The organism is Kitasatospora sp. NPDC058190, assembly GCF_042883685.1.
GTDB lineage: Bacteria > Actinomycetota > Actinomycetes > Streptomycetales > Streptomycetaceae > Kitasatospora.
Genome location: NZ_JBHVVI010000045.1, coordinates 1 through 20,221, shown reverse-complemented (window position 1 = coordinate 20,221; position 20,221 = coordinate 1). Strand labels below are relative to the sequence as shown.

The following is a 20,221-nucleotide window of genomic DNA, read 5'->3' as shown; positions in this document are numbered from 1 at the left end:
GACCGACCCACACAACCCATGGGCGGGAGATGGCCGACCATCCCATAAACCCCTCGGCGCCTGACCGTTGCCCACCCCCACCCCCTGTCACCCGTCGCCGCTCCGGCACCACCGAAGCGGCGACGTCGCCGATCGAGAGGGCCGGGCCCGCGCTCTTCGCGCAGGCCCGGCCCGGATGGGTCCGTTCGTGGGGCTCATGTCGACGGCCCCCGCCCCAGTGCGACTGGGGCGGGGGCCGATGGGCGCTCTTGACCCCGGGAAGTAGGGGAGCTCAGTGCGCCGTCCACCCGCCGTCGATCGGGAGGCTGGCGCCGGTGATGTAGGAGGCGGGTGGGGAGCAGAGCCAGAGGGCGAGGGCGGCGACCTCGGAGGGTTCGATGAGGCGCTTGACGGCGGTGCGGTCGAGCATGACGCGGTCCACGACCTCGTCCTCGGGGATGCCGTGGGCGAGGGCCTGGGCGGCGATCTGCCGCTCGACCAGGGGGGTGCGGACGTAGCCCGGGTTGAGGCAGTTGCTGGTGACGCCGTGGGGGGCGCCTTCGAGGGCGACGGTCTTGCTGAGGCCTTCCAGGGCGTGCTTGGCGGTGACGTACGCGGACTTGAAGGCGCTGGCGCGCAGGCCGTGGACGGAGGAGATGTTGACGATCCGGCCCCACCGCTGTCCGTACATGTGGGGGAGGGTGCGGCGCAGGATGCGGAACGGGGCCTCGACCATGACGCGTTGCATGAGGGTGAAGCGGTCGAGCGGGAACTCGTGCACGGGGGCGAGGTGTTGCAGGCCGGCGTTGTTGACCACGATGTCGGCGTCGTCCGGCAGGGCGTCCACGGCCTCGGGGTCCGCGAGGTCCGTGACGATCGCGCGCCCGCCGATCCGCTCCGCGAGGTCCCGGGCCGTGCCGGCCGCGAGGTCGACGACGTAGACCCGGGCGCCGGCCCCGGCGAAGGCCTCGGCGCAGGCGCGGCCGATGCCCGAGGCGGCGCCGGTCACCAGGGCCGTGCGGCCGTCGAGCGGGCGGGCAGTAGAGGTGTCCATGGCCGAGAACGGTAGGAATCCGGCGGCGCGGCTCCCATGTGGTGGGCCGCTACAGCAGCAGGGTTCCGCATGGCGGAAACCGACATGACGGTCGATCGGCGGTTCGACCCCGGACGGCCAAACTCATCCTGGCCTCGCTTCCCCACAATGGGCGCGGTTGCTTCACCCGTTCGGAGGATTGCTCGGTCAGATCCACCCATAGCGCCCGAATGCTCGCTACATTCACGCCGATTCCCGACAGGGGGCGCCGCCCCAGGCCGCCGAAGTGCTGGTAGAGCCCGGTGCGACGTCCGAGAGGTGTTGACTGACATGCCCCAACGGCCTGCAACCGACAGCCCGGCGTACGGACCGCTCGACCCGCTCGGCCAGCACCGAGGTCCGGTCGGTCGGACCCTTCCGGACGCCCCCGACGCCCTGGCCCCCAACGCCGTGACCGGCGACACGCTGACCACCGACGCCCCGACCGCAGACGAACTGCGGCTGCCCGTGCAGGCCACACCGAACCGGCACGAAGCCACCGCCGCACCCGCCCCCGCGACCACGAGCGGTCACGGCAGCCACACCGGCCACTCCGGCTCGGCCCCGCAGAACGGCCAGCTCGCCGCGCTGATCGAGGAGGCCGGCTTCTCGCACGCCGGCCTGGCCCGCCGGGTCGACCAGCTCGGCCTGGAGCACGGCCTGGACCTGCGCTACGACAAGACCTCGGTCACCCGCTGGCTGCGCGGTCAGCAGCCCCGCGGCGCCACCCCGGCGCTGATCGCCGAGGTCTTCACCCGCCGCCTCGGCCGTCGCCTCACCGCCCAGGACCTCGGCCTGGATGCCTGCGCCCCGGTCTACGCGGGTCTGGAGTTCGCCGAGACCCCGCAGGAGGCGGTGGACATCGTGGCGAGCATGTGGCGCAAGGACAACGGCCCGCAGTCCGAGCTGCGCCGGATCGCCTTCACCCCGGCCGGGCTGGTCGTCCCCAGCCGGGACTGGCTGATCGGCCGCACCGACGAGCGGGTCGCCCGGGACGGCTCCACCCTGGTCCGCCCGGACGCCGCCACCGGCCCGCCGGGCAGCGCCCCCACCGCCCCCACCCCACCGGCGCAGAGCGCCACGAGCGCGCCCGGCGCCCTCGCCGTGAGCCCCGCGCGCGGCCAGGCCCCCGGCGCCCCCGGCTCCCGCAGCACCGCCGGAACCACCGGCACCGCCGCCACCATCGGTCGGGTGCCCACCCAGAGCCGCCGCCCGCCGACCGCCGTCGAGCCGTCGTACACCGACCCGACCCGCGAGGCGCGCCCCGCCCTGCGGGTCGGCCGTGGCGACATCGCCGCCATCCGCGCCGTCGGCGACCTCTTCCGCGCGCTCGACCACGCCTACGGCGGCGGTCACGCCCGCCAGGCACTGGTCCGCTACCTGGAGAGCGAGGCCGAGCCGATGCTGCGCGGCCGCTACGGCGAGCAGATCGGCCGGGCCCTGTTCGGCGCGGTCGCCGACCTGACCAGGCTGGCCGGCTGGACGTCCTTCGACATCGCCGCGCACGGCCTCGCCCAGCGCTACTTCGTCCAGGCGCTGCGCCTCTCCCAGGCCGCCGGGGACCGCGCGCTCGGCGGCTACATCCTGGTGACGATGAGCCATCAGGCCGTTCACCTGGGCCACGGCCGGGAGGCCGTCCAGCTCGCCCGGGTCGCTCAGCAGGGCGTTGGCACCGCCGTCCCGCCCGTGGTCCAGTCGCTGATGCACGCCGCCGAGGCGCGCGGGCACGGTCTGCTGGGCGACGTCCGCTCCTGCACCACCGCCCTGGTCCGGGCCGAGCGCTCGCTCGCCGCCTCCCGGACGGGCGACGAACTTCCCTCCTGGGCGCGGTACTTCGACGAGGCGCAGCTCTCCGACGAGTTCGCCCACTGCTACCGCGACCTCCAGCAGTGGCGCACCTCCGCGCAGCACGCCGAGAAGTCGCTGCGGCTGCGCTCGCCCGCCTACGCCCGGAGCCGGATCTTCTGCCGGCTGGTGCTGGCCACCGCCCGGCTCGGCATGGGCGACCTCGACGAGGCCTGCACGATGGCCACCGACGCGCTGCGGGCGGCGGGGGAGATGCGCTCGGCCCGCTCGCTGGAGTACGTCCGGGACTTCCACCGCCGTCTCACCCCCTACCGGGGCAGCCCGGTGGCCCGCGCCTTCGAGGAGACGGCCCGCCAGGCGGGGGTGATCTGAGCGCGCCTGACGACACCCGGCCACACGGATCACCCGCCCGACCACCCGACGGCCGGGCCGAGACGGACTACCGGCTCTCGGCCCGGACCCTCGGCTGCCCAGCCGAGGGTCCGGGCCGATCAGGCACCGAGCACGATCTCGAACACGACGGTCGGTACGGCGGTACGGCGATCCACCGCGGCAGCCGGTCGGCGGGCAGTGGCGCGGCGACGGCTGCCGCGGGGATCAGGATCAGCGCGGCCGGCTGGGCGGAGGCGCGCACCGCGAGACGGCCGAACGGCGGAAACCATCCGATGAACGGTCAGAACGTCTATATCGGCATTCCGGCACGCCGTCGGTCTGTCACCCCGGCAGACCGCTGGCGTGTTCGGGCGCCCGAGCAGCACGCCCGAGCAGCACGCCCGGACAGCACGCCCCGGGCCTACGGCCTCAGGCCGCCGCCTCGGCCTCCCGTGCGTCCGCCGGCAGCCCGAGGTCGCGCAGCGCCGCCCACGCCGCCCGCCGCCCGGAGACCAGCGCGCCCTGCACGGTGCTGGTGTCCCGGTGGTCCCCGGCGACGTACAGCCCGGCCAGCACCCGCACCGGCCGGCGCGGGTTGTGCGGCGGCGGCATCGCGGGCAGCGCGTCCGGGACGTGCCGCACGTTGAGGAACTGCCAACCCGCCGTCGAGGCGCCGTACAGCTCGGTCAGCCGGGCGCGGACGGCCGGTTCCAGCCCGGCCGGGCCGCCCGCGTCGAAGGAGCGCCGCCCGAGCACGGTGGTGGCGACCAGCGCCTGCCCGGCCGGGGCGAAGGACGGGTGCAGCTCGCTGAGCACCAGCGAGTGCGAGACCAGCGGCGGGTGCCCGTTCGGCCGGTCGCCGTCGAGCAGCAGTACGGCCTCGTTCAGCGGGGCGCGGTCGGCCGCGTGGAAGAAGGTGGTGACGGGGTGGAAGTCCGGCAGCCGTAGCCCGGGCAGCAGTTCGACGGCGGAGCGGGCGTCGGTGGCGACCACGACGGCCTGGGCGCCGATCCGCCCGTGGGCGAGGGTCTCCACACCGTCGGCGGTGACCGAGGTGACCTGCACCCCGGTCCGCACGGTGCCGGCGGGCAGCGCGGAGGCCAGCTGGGCGGGCACGGCCGCGATCCCGTCGGCGGGCAGACAGAGCCGTCCGCGGGCGTAGGAGCGCAGCACCAGGTCGGCGATCCGGCTGCTGGTGCCGAGCGCCGGATCGCTGAGCAGCGCGCTGAGCAACGGGCGCAGGAAGCCGTCCACGGTGCGCGGGGCGAGGCCGTGGCCGGCCAGGGCGCGGGCGGCGGTGGTCTCCGGGCGGGCCTGCAGGCGGCCGGCCGGGGTGGTGGCGATCCGGCCGAGCCAGCTGCCGAGGCGGGCCTTGTCCAGCGGGCTGCCGAGCGGCGCCCGGGTGGCGGCCTGGCGGGCGGTGGTGAGCTGCGGGTCCCCGGCGCGGTAGCGGCGTCCGGCGCTGTGCACCAGCACGCCGGGCGTGAGCTGGCGCAGGTCCAGGCGGTCGAGGTCGAGCGCCCGGCGCAGTTCGGGGAAGGCGGTGTTCAGCAGGTGGCTGCCGTCGTCGAGCCGGAATCCGTCCAGCTCGCGGGTGGCCATCCGGCCGCCGATCCGGTCGGTGGTCTCCAGGACCTGAACGGCGAGGCCGCGGCCGGTGAGTGCGCGGGCGGCGGCCAGGCCCGCGAGTCCGGCGCCGACCACGACGACGTCCGGGTCGGACGGTCGACGGGCGCGGCGGGTGAAGTCGTATGTGGGCACTGGCGTGCTCCCTCCCTGGTCCCGGGGCTCCGGCCGACGCAGGCAGCGGGGTGCCGGGACACGGTCCGTGGAAGGTGATGCCCAGTCAGTGTGAGCGTCAGACAAGCGCAACGGACCGGATGCGGGGGTCGGGAGGGGTTGTGCGGCGCCGGGCGGGGGCGCGGTCACGGACAGTGCGCCGTGGTGGCCGGGATGCGGGGTCGGCGGGCGCGTACGGTCACCGGGGGCGTGCGACGCGCCCGCCATGTGCTCCCGTGCGCCCCCTGCCGGAGCCCCGTCCGACCCCCGCCCGGCATATGCCCCTGGCCAGGGCGAATGCCGTAGGAGGCCTACGCGCGAAGCGGGAGTCAGAGCGCCGCGCGCACCGCCGAGTCCACGTCCGGGTGCGCGAAGCGGAACCCCGCGTCCAGCAGCCGCCGCGGCACCACCCGGTGGCTGCCGACCACCTCGACCGCCAGTTCCCCGAGCACCGCCTTGAGCACCGCCTCCGGCACCGGGAACGGCGTCGGCCGCCCCAGCGCCCGCCCGATCGCCGCGGTCAGCTCGGCGTTGGTCACCGGCTCCGGTGCGGTGAGGTTGAAGGCACCGGAGAGGTCCTCCCGGTCGATCAGGAACCGCAGCGCGGCCACCTCGTCGGGCAGCGAGATGTAGCTCCAGTACTGCCGCCCGCTGCCCAGCCGTCCGCCCAGGCCCAGCTTGAACAGCGGGAACAGCCGCCCGCCCGCCCCGCCGGCGGTGGAGAGCACCATCCCGGTGCGCGGGTGCACGACCCGGATCCCGGCCCGCTCGGCCGGCCGCGCCGCCGCCTCCCACTCCAGGCAGACCTCGGCCAGGAAGTCGTCCCCGGCGGGGGAGTCCTCGTCGATCACCCGGTCGCCGGTCTGTCCGTACCAGCCGACCGCGGAGGCGCTGACGAGCACCCGCGGCGGCTCCTTGAGTTCGGCCAGTGCGACGGCCAGGGTCTCGGTGCCGTAGACCCGGCTCTCCCGGATCTCCCGCTTGTACGCGTCCGTCCAGCGGCGGTCGCCGACCCCGGCACCGGCCAGGTGCACCACCGCCTCGACTCCGGCGAGGCCGTCCCGTTCGACCTGGCCGAGCAGTGGGTTCCAGCCGATCGCCGTACTGCCGTCGGGCTGCGGACCCGTCCTGTCGCGGCGCCGGACCAGCCGGACCACCTCGTGGCCGTCCGCCAGCAGGGAGCGGACGAGTGCCGAACCGATCAATCCCGTGGAGCCTGTGACAGCGATGCGCATGGGCCCCATCCTCGCAGCACTTGATCCCCGCCACGTTCGCACGCGCCTCGTTAGGCTGACGCGCATGCCCCGTGACTCCCATGACGATCTGATCATCCGTCCAGCGCGGCTCGAGGACGACCGCGAACTCGCCGCCCTCGACCGGGCCTCCTGGTCCGCCCTCTCCAGCGTCTCCCCGGAACCGCGGGCCAGCGACGGGATCTTCGACGAGCGGCACACCCCCGACCAGTACCTGCTCGCCGTGCTGGACGGCCGGATCGTCGGCTACACCCGCCAGGTCCCGCCGACCCCGCTGGCCAGCAACCGGCACGTCCGGCAGATCCAGGGCCTCGCCGTCGACGACACGGTCCGCGGCCGGGGCATCGGCCGCCGCCTGGTCGAGGCGGCCTGCGCCGCGGCCCGGGCCGAGGGCGCCCGCAGGCTGACCCTGCGGGTGCTCGGCTGGAACGCCCCGGCCCGCCGGCTGTACGAGAGCTGCGGCTTCGTCGTGGAGGGCTCGCTGACCGAGGAGTTCCTGATCGACGGCCGGTACGTGGACGACATCTGGATGGCCCGCCGACTGGTCGACTGAGGCGTACGAGCTGACGAATCGTCAGCGGACCGGGCGCTGCGGAGTCGTGACGTACCCGCCCTGTCTGGAGCCGCGTCCCGCCGGGTACCGTACGCCCGTGAGCAACTCGACGCCTCCCGGGTGGTACCCGGTCCCCGGTGCGGACGGCACCCCCGGTCACGAGCGCTGGTGGGACGGCAATGCCTGGACCAGCGAGGTCCGGCCGCTCCAGGGCGGCGCCGGACAGCTCGCCGACGCCCCGACCCAGGCCTGGCAGCCGCCGGCCCCGCAGCCCGGCTACGGCTACCCGGCGCAGGGCGGCTCGCCCGCCCCCGGCTACGGCTACCCGGGTCAGGACGCCGGCCAGGCCCCCGGCTACGGCTACCCCGGACAGGACGGCCGGGCCCCGGGCTACGGCGCGCAGACCCCCGGGTACGGCTACCCCGGCCAGGAGGCCCACCAGGGCGGCGGCTACTACCCGGGCCAGGGCTACCCGCCGCCCGCCCCCGCGAGGACCAGGCCCGGTGTGATCATCGGGATCACGGTCGCCGTGCTGGCCGTGGGCGGGATCATCGCCGGGATCGTGTTCAGCCAGGGCGGCGACCCGAAGGCGGGCCCGACCCCGAGCCCCACCGTGTCGGTCAGCCGGAGCGACAGCCCCGAACCGACCCCCTCCCCGACCGAGAGCACGACCACCGTCGCGCCGCCCAAGCCCGTCCCGGTCGTGAAGAGCACCGTCCCGGACGCCCAGCACGCGATAACCGTCCCGGTGTTGGACGGCTGGGACGTCTCGCCCAACCCGGCGCACTCCACGGTCTACCTCGGCAGCGGCCGCTACACCTGCGCGGACGGCAACGCGTGCATCCGCGGCCAGTTCTCGGTGGAGAAGGACACCATCCAGGGCGACTCGCCCAAGACGGCCGCCGACGCCGCGATGCCGGCCTACGCCGGGGGCATCTTCACCGGGATCACCTCGCACACCGACTCCGGCTCAGGCTTCGTCAGCGTCGCCGGCGTGCTCGGCTACGCCACCCGCTGGCACGTCCGCACCTCGGACGGCACCCAGGGCTACGTCCTGCTGGCCGCCGTCCCGGCCAAGGGCGGCGGCTACGTGGTCTTCGAGGGCGGTGTGGACGACGACCCGGCCGCGCCGGACGCCTCGGTGCTGGACCAGATCCTCAAGGGCATCAAGCAGGACGGCAGCTCGGGCAGCAGCACCTGACCGATCCCGATCAGTCCCCGTAGCGCTCCCAGAGCTTGGGGAAGCGTTTCGCCATGACGTCCGGGTCGTCGAAGTCCAGCGCCGCCCCGGCCGGCCGCCCGGCCTGTCGACCGCCCACCTCGGGCAACGGCAGGCCGGTCAGCCGCTCGTACGCCTCGTCGGCCGCGTAGCCGAGGTCCTCGGCCTCGCCGTCCTCCTCCTCGTCGAACTCGGGCAGCAGGTCCGCCAGGTCGTCCGGCTCGGCCAGCCCGCCCTCGAAGACCTCCCGGCCCTGGCCGATCAGCCAGCAGCGGAAGAAGTCGAAGGTGTCCTCGGAGGCGCCGTCCAGCAGCAGGTAGGCCGCGCCCCACAGGTCGTAACGGTAGGCGCGCTGGAACCGGGCCTCGAACAGCCGGGCGAAGTCGATCACGTCGTCCGGGGTCAGCCGGACGAGGTGCTCCACCAGCCGGTCGGCCTGCTCGTCGGGATCGCCCTCGGCGGCCTCCCGGGTCTCGTCGATGATCTGCCAGAAGTCGGTCTCGTCCATCACCGCTCCAGCATCCCCGCTCGGCCGCCTCGGCGCATGCCGCGACCCGAGGAGAAGACGGCGGAATCCCGCGCCGTCCGGGAACGGCGGAACCCCGCGCCGTCCGGGGACGACGCGGGGTTCGGTACGACCGGGGTGCCTTACAGGCCGAGCTCGACCTCGAACTCGCCGGCCTCCAGGATCTCCTTGACCGCGACCAGGTAGCGGGCGGCGTCGGCGCCGTCCACCAGGCGGTGGTCGTAGGAGAGCGACAGGTAGGTCATGTCGCGGATGCCGATGGCGGTGCCGCCGTCGGCCTCGATGACGACCGGGCGCTTCACGGTGGCGCCGATGCCCAGGATGGCGGCCTGGTTCGGCGGCACGATCACGGTGTCGAACAGCGCACCGCGCGAGCCGGTGTTGCTGATGGTGAAGGTGGCGCCGGACAGCTCGTCCGGGGTGATCTTGCTGTCGCGGACCTTGGCGGCCAGCTCGGCGGTCTTCTTCGAGATGCCGGCGATGTTGAGGTCGCCCGCACCCTTGATGACCGGGGTCATCAGACCCTTCTCGGAGTCCACCGCGATACCGATGTTCTCGGTGTCGAAGTAGGTGATGGTGCCCTCGGCCTCGTTGATCCGGGCGTTGACGACCGCGTGGGCCTTCAGCGCCTGGGCGGCGGCCTTGACGAAGAACGGCATCGGGGAGAGCTTGACGCCCTCGCGGGCGAGGAAGCCGTCCTTGGCCTTGGCGCGCAGCGACATGATCTTGGTGACGTCCACCTCGACCACGCTGGTCAGCTGGGCCTGCTCGTGCAGGGCCTTCATCATGTTGTCGCCGATGACCTTGCGCATGCGGGTCATCTTGACCGTCTGGCCGCGCAGGGCGGACGGCGCGGCGGCGGCCTTCGGCGCGGCGGCCGGAGCGGCGGCGACCGGGGCCGGGGCGGCCTTGGCGGCCTCCGCGGCGGCGATGACGTCCTGCTTGCGGATGCGACCGCCGACGCCGGTGCCGGCGACGGAGGACAGCTCGACGCCGTGCTCGGCGGCGAGCTTGCGCACCAGCGGGGTGACGTAGGCGTCACCGGCGTCGGCGGCCGGAGCAGCCGGGGCGACCGGGGCCGGAGCGGCGACCGGAGCCGGGGCGGCGACCGGGGCCGGGGCGGCCGGGGCAACCGGAGCGGCAACCGGAGCCGGAGCAGCGGCAACCGGAGCCGGGGCCGGGGCGGCCGGGGCAACCGGAGCCGGAGCGGCGACCGGGGCCGGAGCGGCGACCGGGGCCGGAGCGGCAGCGGCGGCACCCGGGGCACCGATCAGCGCGAGCTGGGCGCCGACCTCGGCGGTCTCGTCCTCGCCGACCAGGATCTTGACGACGACGCCGGCGAACGGCGACGGGATCTCGGTGTCGACCTTGTCGGTGGAGACCTCGAGCAGCGGCTCGTCGACCTCGACCGTCTCACCCTCGGCCTTCAGCCAGCGGGTGACGGTGCCCTCGGTGACCGACTCGCCCAGCGCGGGCAGCACCACCGGGTGGGCGTCGCCGGCCGGAGCGGCAGCGGCCGGAGCGGCGGCGGCCGGAGCGGCAGCCGGGGCCTCGGCGACCGGAGCCGGAGCGGCGACCGGGGCAGCGGCCGGAGCGGCAGCGGCGGCGGGGGCCGGGGCGGCAGCGGCGGCCTCGGAGCCGTCGTGGATGATCGCCAGCTCGGCGCCGACCTCAACGGTCTCGTCCTCGGCGACCTTGATCGAGGCCAGGATGCCGGAGGCGGGAGCCGGGATCTCGGTGTCGACCTTGTCGGTCGACACCTCCAGCAGCGGCTCGTCGACCTCGACACGCTCACCCTCGGCCTTCAGCCAGCGGGTGACGGTGCCCTCGGAAACGCTCTCGCCCAGCGCGGGCAGTGTTACTGAGACCGCCATGGTTTCAGCGACTCCTATCAAGTCTTGCGTACGGGAAGTACTGGAAAAGGGGGTGGTGGGCGCGATCAGTCGTGCGCGTGCAGCGGCTTGCCGGCCAGCGCCAGGTGCGCCTCGCCCAGGGCCTCGGACTGGGTCGGGTGCGCGTGGATCAGCTGCGCGACCTCGGCCGGCAGGGCCTCCCAGTTGTAGATCAGCTGGGCTTCGCCGACCTGCTCGCCCATGCGGGCGCCGACCATGTGGACGCCGACCACGGCGCCGTCCTTGACCTGGACGAGCTTGATCTCGCCGGCGGTCTTCAGGATCTTGCTCTTGCCGTTGCCGGCCAGGTTGTACTTCAGGGTGACGACCTTCTCCTTGCCGTACAGCTCGACGGCCTTGGCCTCGGAGATGCCGACGGAGGCGACCTCGGGGTTGGAGTAGGTCACCCGCGGGACGCCGTCGTAGTCGATCGGCATCGGCTTCAGGCCGGCCAGGCGCTCGGCGACCAGGATGCCCTCGGCGAAGCCGACGTGGGCGAGCTGCAGGGTCGGGGCGAGGTCGCCGACGGCCGAGATGGTGGGCACGTTGGTGCGCATGTACTCGTCGACCAGGACGTAGCCGCGGTCCATCGCGACGCCGTTCTCCTCGTAGCCGAGGCCGGCCGAGACCGGGCCGCGGCCGATGGCGACGAGCAGCAGGTCGGCGTCGATCTGCTTGCCGTTCTCGGTGGAGACGCGGACACCGGTCTCGGTGTACTCGACGCCCGAGAAGCGGGCCTTCAGCTCGAACTTGATGCCGCGCTTGCGGAACGCGCGCTCCAGCAGCTTGGAGGAGTTCTCGTCCTCGAGCGGGACGAGGTGCGGCAGCGCCTCGACGATGGTGACCTCGACGCCGAAGGACTTCCAGACCGAGGCGAACTCGACGCCGATGACGCCGCCGCCCAGGATGACGGCCGACTTCGGGATGCGGTCGAGCTTGAGCGCGTGGTCGGAGGAGATCACGCGGTTGCCGTCGATCTCCAGGCCCGGGATCGAGCGCGGCACCGAACCGGTGGCCAGGACGATGTGGCGGCCTTCGATGCGCTGGCCGTTGACGTCCACCGAGGTCTGCGAGGAGAGCTTGCCCTCGCCCTGGATGAAGGTGACCTTGCGGGACGCCACCAGGCCCTGCAGACCCTTGTACAGGCCGGCGATGACGTCGTCCTTGTACTTGTGGACGCCGTTGATGTCGATGCCCTGGAAGGTGGCCAGCACGCCGAACTCGGCGGCCTCCTTCGTCTCGTCCGCGATCTCGGCGGCGTGCAGCAGCGCCTTGGTCGGGATGCAGCCGCGGTGCAGGCAGGTGCCGCCCAGCTCGCCCTTCTCGACCAGGGCAACGCTCAGACCCAGCTGAGCGGCGCGGAGCGCCGCGGCGTAACCGCCGCTTCCGCCTCCGAGAATGACTACGTCGAAAACGGTGCTGGCGTCGTTCGCCACGTCACGTCCTCCATGCAATGGGGTGGGTCGCCGGGCCGGTCGCGGTCCGGTGGGTCGGATGCCTTTGTGAGGCGCCCAGTCGTGCCGGAAATACATCTTCGCACTTGTTCGCGGTGGCTGATGTCCGGGTCCGCCCCAGGGGTGTCCCACAGGCTGGTCACCGGGGCGGGAACACCCCCGACGGAAGGGCATCATCGCAGCTCAACGCGGTATTGACAGCCGCCGGACGGGCGCCTTCCGCCCCGTTCGCCGCCGCCTCTTCCGCTCTGTGGAACAAAGTTTCGCCCGTGGCGAACAGAGGTGCGCCTGGGCGTCCCGGCCTACTCGCAGGTAACTCCCGCGGGAACGCCGACGGGGGCCCGGCGCGTGTGCGCCGGGCCCCCGTGGAGGCTCAGGTCCGGTCGGATCAGGCCTTGCCGTTGGCCGCGGTCTGCTCGGCGAAGCGGACCAGGGTGCGCACCGCGCTCGCGGTGCCGCCCTTCGGGGTGTAGCCGAACGGCGCGCTCTCGTGGAACGCCGGGCCGGCGATGTCCAGGTGCGCCCAGTCGGTGCCCTCGGCCACGAACTCCTTCAGGAACAGGCCGGCCACCAGGCCGCCGCCCATCCGCTCGCCCATGTTGGCCAGGTCGGCGATGGTCGACTCGGTGAAGCCCTTGCGCAGCTCGGCCGGCAGCGGCATCGGCCAGGACTGCTCGCCGACCTCGCCCGCGAGGGCGTGCAGGTTCTCGCGCAGCTCGTCGCTGTTGGACATCACGCCGAAGGTACGGGTGCCCAGGGCCAGCACCATGGCGCCGGTCAGGGTCGCCACGTCGACGATGACGTCCGGGTTCTCCTCGCCGGCCCGCACGATCGCGTCGGCCAGCACCAGACGGCCCTCGGCGTCGGTGTTCAGCACCTCGACGGTCTTGCCGCCGTACATGCGCAGCACGTCGCCCGGGCGGGTGGCGGAGCCGGACGGCATGTTCTCGGCCAGCGCCAGCCAGCCGGTGACGTTGACGACCAGGCCCAGGCGCTTGGCGGCCACCACGGCGGCGAACACGGCGGCGGCGCCGGCCATGTCGCACTTCATGGTCTCGTTGTGGCCGGCCGGCTTCAGCGAGATGCCGCCCGAGTCGTAGGTGATGCCCTTGCCGACGAAGGCCAGCGTGGCCTTCGCCTTCGGGTGGGTGTAGGCCACCTTCACCAGCCGCGGCGGGTTGGCCGAGCCGCCGCCGACGCCCAGCAGGCCGCCGTAGCCGCCCTTGGTCAGGGCCTTCTCGTCCAGCACCTCGACCTTGAGGCCGTGCTCCTTGCCGGCCGCCTGGGCGATCGCGGCGAAGCTCTTCGGGTTCAGGTCGTTCGGCGCGGCGTTGACCAGGTCGCGGGCGCGGTTCATCTCCTCGCCGATCGCGGCGGCGCGCTCCACGGCGGCCTTGGCGTCCTTGCTGCCCTTGCGGGCGGCCAGCACGACCAGCTCGCCGACCGGCTCCTTGCCGTTGCCGTTGCCCTTGTACGTGCCGAAGGCGTACGAGCCGAGCAGACCGCCCAGCGCCAGCGCCTCCACGTCGTCCGCGGACTCGGTCGGCAGGGCCAGCGCGGCCTTCTTGGCGCCGGCCAGAGCACGGGCGGCGACACCGGCGGCGCGGCGCAGCGCCTCCGGCTCGTAACGCTCCTCGGCGGCCTCGCCGAGGCCGACCGCGAGGACGAGCGGGGCCTTCAGGCCGGCGGGGGAGGGCACCTTGACGGTCTCGCCCTCGGCGCCGGTCGCGCCCAGGGTGCCGAGGACCTCGGCCAGCTTGCCCTCGAACGCCTCGTTCACGGCCTCGGCGCCGGGGGCCAGCACGATGCCCTTCGGGCCCTTCGCGAGACCGACCACCAGGGCGTCCGCGCGCAGCGAGGCGGCGGAGGAGGTGCTCACAGACAATGCAGTCACGTAATGCGTCCTGTTCTTTCGCGGGTCCACGGCCGGTCGCGGCGTGACTGCCGAACCGGCGCAGCCCGCCGTGGCAGGCCGTCCGCCGGCGGGTCTGCGGGGTCCGGGCCCCCTGGCGCGCGCGTCCGCCGTCGCGGCCGCGCACACCAGAGGACCCGGCTCCTCGGTACGCGCCGGGCGGGCAGAACCTGCCACGGTGCAGGGCTGCGGTGCTCCACGCATGGTAGTCCGCATGGTGGGATCACGCGCCGCCCGGTGTCAGCCGAGCAACGCCAAGGCGAACAGCGTGCCGGTGGCCGCCGTCTCCGCCGTCGCGCCGAGCACGTCCCCGGTGATTCCGCCGAACCGTCGGACACAGCGTCCGAGCAACAGCCGGGCGCCGCCGACGCCGAGCACAACGGCCAACGGAAGCCGAAGAGCTGACCATCCGTCGAACAGCCCGGTCGCGGCGACGGCCAGTGCCCCGAGGGCCGTCCCGGCGGCGGCTCCGGCGGGCGTCACGGTGCTCGCCACCATCGCCCCGAGCCCGCCCGGACGGGCGGCCGGCACCGACCGCAGACAGCCCCAGCCGAGCGCGCACCGGGCGGCCACCGCCGAGGCGAGCACCGCGAGCGCGCCGCGCGGCACCGAGTGCCCGAACTGCTCGGCCAGCGCGGCGACCTGGGCCAGCAGTACGAGAAGGAGGGTCAGTACGCCGAACGGGCCGATGTCGGACTGCTTCATGATCCGCAGCGCGTCCTCGGCCGGCTTCCCGCTGCCCAACCCGTCGGCGACGTCCGCCAGACCGTCCAGGTGCAGCCCCCGGGTCAGCGCGGCGAGCGCCCCCACGGCCGTCACCGCCCCGAGCAGCCCGCCGGCCCGCCAGGCCACCAGCGCTCCCGCCCCGGCCGCGACGGCGCCCAGCACCAACCCCACCGCCGGGGCCGCCGTCATCGCCCGCGCCCCCGCCGCGCGGTCCCACCGCTCCACCCGCACCCGCAGCACCGACAGCGTCCCGAACGCGAACCGCAGCCCCTCGCCCCACGTCGCCCGCTCGCCGCCGCCGGCCATCGCTCCCACTCCTTCACCGCACCGCACCGCACCGCACGAACAAACCCCCGGGCCCCGCACCGACCGCAGCCCCGAGCCCCGGACAAACAGAATCCCCGCGCCCCGAAAGGGACGCGGGGAACTGCGCGAAGCGGAAGGGCCGGGCCTGCCGCCTGAGCACTGACGCTCAGCCGCCGGCGCCCCGCCCCTGCTAGAGCTTCCTGAGCAGATCCGCCGCCGAGGGCAGTTTCGGCTGCTCCTTGGGAGCCGCCGGTACGAACGGCCGCGGTGCCTCGTCCGCGAGCGCGTCGCCCGCCGCTTGGAGCAGCGGCAGCGCCAGCAGCGCGCCGACACCCTCGCCCATGGTGATCCCCTGGTCCTGCAGCGGCGTCAGGGTCAGCCGGTCGTACGCCTTCGCCTGGGCCGGCTCGCCGCTGGACTGCCCGGCCCGCCACCACTCCGGGGCCCGGAAGGCGATCCGCTGCGCGACCAGCGCGCAGGCGGCCGAGACCACACCGTCCAGCACCACCGGCAGCCGACGGACGGCGGCCTGCAGCAGGAAGCCGGTGATCGCCGCGAAATCGGCCCCGCCGGTCGCGCCGAGCAGGGCGATCTGGTCGCCGAGCACCGGCCGGGCCCGCCGCAGCGAGTCCCGGATGGTGGCGCACTTGACCATCCACACCCGGTCGTCGATGCCCGAGCCGCGCCCGCAGACCGCGGCGGCGTCCGTCCCGCACAGCGCGCCGACCAGCACGGCGGCCACCGTGGTGGCGCCGACCCCGAGGTCGCCGAGCAGCACCAGGTCGGTGCCGGAGTCGGCCTCCTCGTCGGCCACGGCGATGCCGGCCCGGAACGCCCGTACGGTCTCCTCCGGGGTGAGCGCGTCCTCGACGTCGATCCGGCCGGAGCCGCGCCGGATCCGGTGGGTGACCACCTCGTCCGGGAAGTTCGCGGCGTCGGTGTCCACGCCGACGTCGACCACCCGCACCTCGGCGCCGTAGCGCGCGGCCAGCCGGGCCACCGGCGCGGTGCCGTCGAGCACCGCCCGCACCCGGGCCGCGGTGCCGCCCTGGGCGGGCAGCCGGGAGACCCCGAGCGCGGCCACACCGTGGTCCGCGGCGAACAGCAGCACCTTGGGCGCCGACACCGGCCGCACCGGGGAGCGCCCCTGTACGGACGACAGCCAGCTGCCCAGCTCCTCCAGCTTGCCGAGCCCGCCACGCGGCCGGCCGGCCTCCTGCCAGCGCTCCTCGGCGGCCCGCCGGGCGCTGTCGTCGGGGCGCTCGACGAGCGAGGAGAACGTATCGAGATCCACGGTCGTGTCCATCGTCCGGAAGGCTACACGCCACAGGTGTTCAGGCTGCGGCTGGCTTGATTGTTACAACCTGCCCGGCCACCACCAGCAGCACACGCTCCGAGGCGTCCGCCACGGACATGTTGAGCCGGCCCAGCGTGTCGCGGAAGCGCCGGCCGGCGGCGGTCGCCGGGACGACACCCATGCCGACCTCGTTGCTCACCGCGACGACCGTCCGCGAGGTGGCCGCCCAGGCCGCGGCCAGCGCCCGGCAGCGGCGCTGCACCGCGGCCTCGCCGCCGTCAGCCCAGGCCCTGTCGTCCCAGGCGTCGCACTCGTCCATCACCGAGGTCAGCCACAGCGCCAGACAGTCGATCAGCACCGGCGCCGGGTCGGCGGCGTCGGTGAGCACGGCCTCCAGGTCGCAGGTCTCGGCGGTGCGCCAGCTCGCCGGCCGCCGCTCCCGGTGCAGCTCGATCCGCTGGGCCCACTCGGCGTCGCCGTCCCGGGTGCCGCCGGTGGCCACGTACAGGACGTCCGGCCGGTCGGCGAGCAACTGCTCGGCGCGGGTGGACTTGCCGGAGCGCGCGCCGCCGAGCAGCAGCGTGCGGGGGAGCGGGGAGTGGGGCGACATGGCGCCCATCCTGCCCGACCAGGCATACGGAAGATCGAGCCGGGCAGGCTATGGTGCGCACCACATAGGCAGCGGGAAGCGCGGGAGGAGCCGGGCATGGTCTGGACGTGGCGGTACGAGAAGGCGGACGGCAGCGCGGTGACGCCCACCGGTGGCCAGGAGGAGTTCGCCGGCCAGGGGGACGCCGAGACCTGGATCGGGGAGAGCTGGAAGCAGCTCGTCGAGGACGGCGTGGACACCGCGGTCCTGCTGGACGACGGTCAGCAGATCTACGCGATGAGCCTGCACGAGGCCTGAGCCCCCCGGGGCGGGCGGGCGATCAGCCGCTACTTCGCCCCGATCACGTGCAGCAGCGCGGCGACCCGCCGGTACGGGTCGGTGCGGGCGGCCCGGTCCTCGGCTTCCAGCAGCTGGGCCAGCTGGCGCCCGTCCACCGGCGGGGTCGCGTCGTCGGGCGCGTTGTCGGTGAAGACCCGCACGCCGTACCAGTGCTTGAGCGGCACCGAGACCTCGGAGAGGGTGACGATCAGGTCGGCGAGCCGGTCGGCCCGGGCGGCCAGCCCGAGTCGGTTGTAGTACCGGTCGCTCTCGAAGGCGTGCAGGGCGGCCCGCCAGTCCCCGGCGGCGGCGGGCCGCAGCGCCAGCGCGTCGCGGTTGCGGACCAGCAGCGAGAGCAGACCGCCGGGCGCCAGCAGCCGGGCCAGCGAGGCGATCATCGGGTCCGGGTCGGGCAGGTACATCAGGACGCCGTGGCAGAGCACCACGTCGAAGCTGCGCGGGCCGAACCAGCGCCCGCACTGGTGGCCGTCACCGCTGAGCAGCTGCAGCCGGCCGCGCACCTCGGGCGGCTCCTCGGCGAGCGCCCCCTGGGCGACGCCGAGCGCGACCGGGTCGGAGTCGATCCCGGTGACGTAGTGGCCGGCCCGCGCGAGCCGCAGGGCCTGGGTCCCCTGGCCGCAGCCGATGTCGAGGACGCGCTGCGCGGTGCGGCCGGTCAGCTGCTCGGCGAGCTGGCGGGAGACGAGCTCCTGGCGGACGAAGTTGCGCAGTCCGCCGAGCCGGTCCAGCCAGGCGCCGGCACCGCCGGCGAAGGAGCCGCTGCGCGAGGGCAGCCGACGCTCCTGGCCGAGCCGGTCGTGGCCGCCGTCCCCCTGTCCGGGCAGCGCGTACAGGCCGGGCCCCTCCCAGGAAGGCGGGGCCCAGCCGGAGTCCACCGGTTCGGCGGTCAGGGCTTCTCCCCGCGCCGCACCTGCGGCTTGGGCAGGCGCAGCCGGCGCATCTGCAGGGTGCGCATGATGCCGTAGGCGACCACGCCGCGGGTGTTCTGCCCGGCGAAGCGCTCGCCCAGCTGCTTGCGCAGGCCGAAGCCGAGGCGCACGAAGTCCAGGATCACCAGGACGAAGAACAGCAGGAACAGCAGCGTCGACAGCAGCTGCAGGGTCTGCACCTTGATGATGCTGAGCACCAGGATGACGACGGCGGCGGGCAGGAAGAACTCGGCCAGCGACCAGCGCGAGTCGATGTAGTCACGGGCGAACTTGCGCACCGGGCCCTTGTCGCGGGCCGGCAGGTGGCGCTCGTCGCCGTCCATCAGGGCCTGGCGCTGCTTCTCGCGCTCGACCCGCATCCGGTCGCGCGCCTGGCGGGAGGCCTCCTTGCGGTCCTTGGGCACCGTCACCCGGGTACGCCGGTTGGCCTCGGCCTCACTGCGCTTGGGGGTGGGGCGGCCCTTCTTGGCCTGCGGGTGGCGGGCCTGGGTCGTCTCGTCCTGCTTCTCCAGCACGGTGGCGGAGGCGGCGGCATCATCTGAACGGCGTCGGAACACACCACCAGCGTACGGGGTGCGTCGCCGCGACCACGGGTCCCCTCGGACCCAAACGCATATCGATCCTCCGGGTCCGGCCCCGAACCGGGTTTCCCGGACCCTTCCCGTAGGGGATCAGTCGGATGGACTATGGGGAGGATGAGAGTCGGATCCACCCGGGGGATGAGGAACTGCCACCGGTCGCTGTAGCAGTCTTGTTGCAGGCAGGTGCACTGCGGCGACGGGCTCGCTGCACATACACTCGTCGTGTCTGGTAACGAGATATACACCGCAGGCCGGAGAAGGGGGCACCCGAGGCCCATGAGCGACGGAATCATGAAGCGTATGGGGCTGATCTTCCGCTCCAAGGCGAACAAGGCCTTGGACCGGGCGGAGGATCCGCGTGAGACGCTCGACTACTCCTACCAGAAGCAGCTCGAACTGCTGCAGAAGGTACGGCGTGGTGTCGCGGACGTCGCGACCTCGCGCAAGCGCCTGGAACTCCAGCTGACCCAGCTCCAGCAGCAGTCCGCGAAGTACGAGGACCAGGGCCGCAAGGCGCTGTCCCTCGGCCGCGAGGACCTCGCGCGCGAGGCGCTGACCCGCAAGGCCAACATGCAGTCCCAGATCAACGACCTGGAGACGCAGTACCAGGCCCTGCAGGCCGAGGAGGAGAAGCTCACGCTGGCCTCCCAGCGGCTGCAGGCCAAGGTGGACGCCTTCCGCACCAAGAAGGAGACCATCAAGGCCACCTACACCGCGGCCCAGGCACAGACCCGCATCGCCGAGTCCTTCTCCGGCATCTCGGAGGAGATGGGCGACGTCGGCCTGGCCATCCAGCGTGCCGAGGACAAGACCGCCCAGATGCAGGCCCGGGCCGGTGCGATCGACGAGCTGCTGGCCTCCGGCGCGCTCGACGACGCGAGCGGTCTCGGCCGCAAGGACGACATCGAGGCCGAGCTGGAGCGGGTGGCCGGCGGCTCCGACGTCGAGCTGGAGCTCGCCCGGATGAAGGCCGAGCTGTCCGGCGGTTCCTCCTCCGGTCCGGCGGCGATCGAGCAGGGGCAGCCGCAGCAGCAGCCCCAGCAGCAGCCGCAGGACACCCCGCGCATCAACTACAACAAGTGATCTGAGCTCGACCCCACGAACCAGGGAGACGCACGGCATGATCATGAGGGTCATGGGTGAGGGGCAGTTCGAGGTGGGCGAGGACCACCTGAACCTGCTCAACCAGCTCGACGACGAGCTGCTCACCGCAGTGGAGTCGGGCGACGAGGAGAACTTCCGCCAGGCCTACGGCAAGCTGCTGGACGCGGTGATGCGCTACGGCACCCGGCTTCCCGACGACGCCCTGGAGCCGTCCGACCTGATCCTGCCGAATTCCGAGGCGACGATCAGCGAGGTCCGCGCGCTGCTGCTGTCCGAGGGCGAGGGCGTGATCCCGGGGTTCCCCGAGTACGAGTAGCTCCTCCGGCTGTTGCCAGACGAAAGGGCGGGCCCCCTCCGATGGGAGGGGGCCCGCCCTTCGCTGTGTTGGTCGCCCGCTCGCCTCCGGGGCGCTCTTGGCCCGGTGCCGACGGTCGGCGGGCACTGCGCCACCTCCTTCGTCGGCGGCTTGGCCCTTCTCCCTTTCGGCACCGGCGCGCCCCTTCGGCTCGGGG

Annotated in this window: 17 protein-coding genes and 1 pseudogene; 6 read left to right on the top strand and 12 right to left on the bottom strand. The window is 73.7% G+C overall.

Translation table 11 applies throughout. The features are described 5' to 3' along the window. Nucleotides 1-271: 271 nt before the first annotated feature. Nucleotides 272-1,033 (bottom strand): 3-hydroxybutyrate dehydrogenase, encoded by a 762-nt coding sequence (locus ACFVWU_RS21315; protein ID WP_387623158.1) that lies wholly within the window; start codon nt 1,031-1,033, stop codon nt 272-274. Nucleotides 1,034-1,342: 309 nt separating this feature from the next. On the opposite strand from ACFVWU_RS21315, the gene ACFVWU_RS21310 reads away from it, so the two are divergent. Further along, a complete protein-coding gene (locus ACFVWU_RS21310) occupies nt 1,343-3,229 on the top strand; it encodes a regulator (RefSeq protein WP_387623156.1) in 1,887 nt (628 codons plus the stop codon). A gap of 429 nt (nt 3,230-3,658) precedes the next feature. Here ACFVWU_RS21310 and ACFVWU_RS21305 read toward each other — a convergent pair whose 3' ends face one another. After that, nucleotides 3,659-4,990: an NAD(P)/FAD-dependent oxidoreductase gene (locus ACFVWU_RS21305; RefSeq protein ID WP_387623154.1), complete on the bottom strand. Its 1,332-nt coding sequence runs from the start codon at nt 4,988-4,990 to the stop codon at nt 3,659-3,661. A gap of 347 nt (nt 4,991-5,337) precedes the next feature. After that, a complete protein-coding gene (locus ACFVWU_RS21300) occupies nt 5,338-6,252 on the bottom strand; it encodes a TIGR01777 family oxidoreductase (protein WP_387623151.1) in 915 nt (304 codons plus the stop codon). A 55-nt stretch (nt 6,253-6,307) separates the two neighbouring features. Here ACFVWU_RS21300 and ACFVWU_RS21295 point away from each other — a divergent pair, with 55 nt between their 5' ends. Both ACFVWU_RS21295 and ACFVWU_RS21290 read left to right on the top strand, forming a co-directional pair. Next, a complete protein-coding gene (locus ACFVWU_RS21295; protein ID WP_387623148.1) occupies nt 6,308-6,814 on the top strand; it encodes a GNAT family N-acetyltransferase in 507 nt (168 codons plus the stop codon). Nucleotides 6,815-6,911: 97 nt separating this feature from the next. Continuing rightward, the gene (locus ACFVWU_RS21290) at nt 6,912-8,015 is read left to right on the top strand and encodes a DUF2510 domain-containing protein (RefSeq protein ID WP_387623145.1); all 1,104 of its coding nucleotides are present in this window, start codon (nt 6,912-6,914) and stop codon (nt 8,013-8,015) included. Nucleotides 8,016-8,025: 10 nt separating this feature from the next. Here the strand turns inward: ACFVWU_RS21290 and ACFVWU_RS21285 are convergent, their stop codons facing one another. The 7 genes and pseudogenes from ACFVWU_RS21285 to cobU form a co-directional block, all read right to left on the bottom strand. After that, nucleotides 8,026-8,541, bottom strand: a complete 516-nt coding sequence (locus ACFVWU_RS21285) for a DUF4240 domain-containing protein (protein ID WP_387623142.1) — start codon at nt 8,539-8,541, stop codon at nt 8,026-8,028. Nucleotides 8,542-8,681: 140 nt separating this feature from the next. Next, complete coding sequence (gene sucB, locus ACFVWU_RS21280) at nt 8,682-10,433, bottom strand: 2-oxoglutarate dehydrogenase, E2 component, dihydrolipoamide succinyltransferase (RefSeq protein ID WP_387623140.1); 1,752 nt, start codon at nt 10,431-10,433, stop codon at nt 8,682-8,684. Between the two features lie 65 nt (nt 10,434-10,498). Next, nucleotides 10,499-11,887 (bottom strand): dihydrolipoyl dehydrogenase, encoded by a 1,389-nt coding sequence (lpdA, locus tag ACFVWU_RS21275; protein ID WP_224284763.1) that lies wholly within the window; start codon nt 11,885-11,887, stop codon nt 10,499-10,501. 406 nt (nt 11,888-12,293) lie between these two features. Then, on the bottom strand, nt 12,294-13,799 hold the full coding sequence (locus ACFVWU_RS21270; protein WP_387623136.1) for a leucyl aminopeptidase: 1,506 nt from the start codon (nt 13,797-13,799) through the stop codon (nt 12,294-12,296). A gap of 258 nt (nt 13,800-14,057) precedes the next feature. Next, the gene (locus tag ACFVWU_RS21265) at nt 14,058-14,849 is read right to left on the bottom strand and encodes an adenosylcobinamide-GDP ribazoletransferase (RefSeq protein ID WP_387623133.1); all 792 of its coding nucleotides are present in this window, start codon (nt 14,847-14,849) and stop codon (nt 14,058-14,060) included. A 190-nt stretch (nt 14,850-15,039) separates the two neighbouring features. After that, nucleotides 15,040-16,155, bottom strand: coding sequence for a nicotinate-nucleotide--dimethylbenzimidazole phosphoribosyltransferase (locus ACFVWU_RS21260; RefSeq protein WP_387623130.1), 1,116 nt, complete (start codon nt 16,153-16,155; stop codon nt 15,040-15,042). Between the two features lie 28 nt (nt 16,156-16,183). Next, nucleotides 16,184-16,732, bottom strand: a pseudogene (gene cobU / locus ACFVWU_RS21255) (bifunctional adenosylcobinamide kinase/adenosylcobinamide-phosphate guanylyltransferase); the annotation flags it as partial. Between the two features lie 120 nt (nt 16,733-16,852). On the opposite strand from cobU, the gene ACFVWU_RS21250 reads away from it, so the two are divergent. After that, nucleotides 16,853-17,053, top strand: coding sequence for a hypothetical protein (locus tag ACFVWU_RS21250; protein WP_387623127.1), 201 nt, complete (start codon nt 16,853-16,855; stop codon nt 17,051-17,053). Between the two features lie 29 nt (nt 17,054-17,082). Here ACFVWU_RS21250 and ACFVWU_RS21245 read toward each other — a convergent pair whose 3' ends face one another. Both ACFVWU_RS21245 and ACFVWU_RS21240 read right to left on the bottom strand, forming a co-directional pair. Continuing rightward, on the bottom strand, nt 17,083-17,805 hold the full coding sequence (locus ACFVWU_RS21245; RefSeq protein ID WP_387623246.1) for a class I SAM-dependent methyltransferase: 723 nt from the start codon (nt 17,803-17,805) through the stop codon (nt 17,083-17,085). Between the two features lie 176 nt (nt 17,806-17,981). Further along, complete coding sequence (locus ACFVWU_RS21240) at nt 17,982-18,581, bottom strand: DUF3043 domain-containing protein (protein ID WP_387623125.1); 600 nt, start codon at nt 18,579-18,581, stop codon at nt 17,982-17,984. Between the two features lie 300 nt (nt 18,582-18,881). Between ACFVWU_RS21240 and ACFVWU_RS21235 the strand changes: the two genes are divergently transcribed. Both ACFVWU_RS21235 and ACFVWU_RS21230 read left to right on the top strand, forming a co-directional pair. Further along, nucleotides 18,882-19,688, top strand: coding sequence for a PspA/IM30 family protein (locus ACFVWU_RS21235; protein ID WP_387623123.1), 807 nt, complete (start codon nt 18,882-18,884; stop codon nt 19,686-19,688). 37 nt (nt 19,689-19,725) lie between these two features. Continuing rightward, nucleotides 19,726-20,025, top strand: a complete 300-nt coding sequence (locus tag ACFVWU_RS21230) for a hypothetical protein (protein WP_387623120.1) — start codon at nt 19,726-19,728, stop codon at nt 20,023-20,025. Nucleotides 20,026-20,221: the final 196 nt, after the last annotated feature.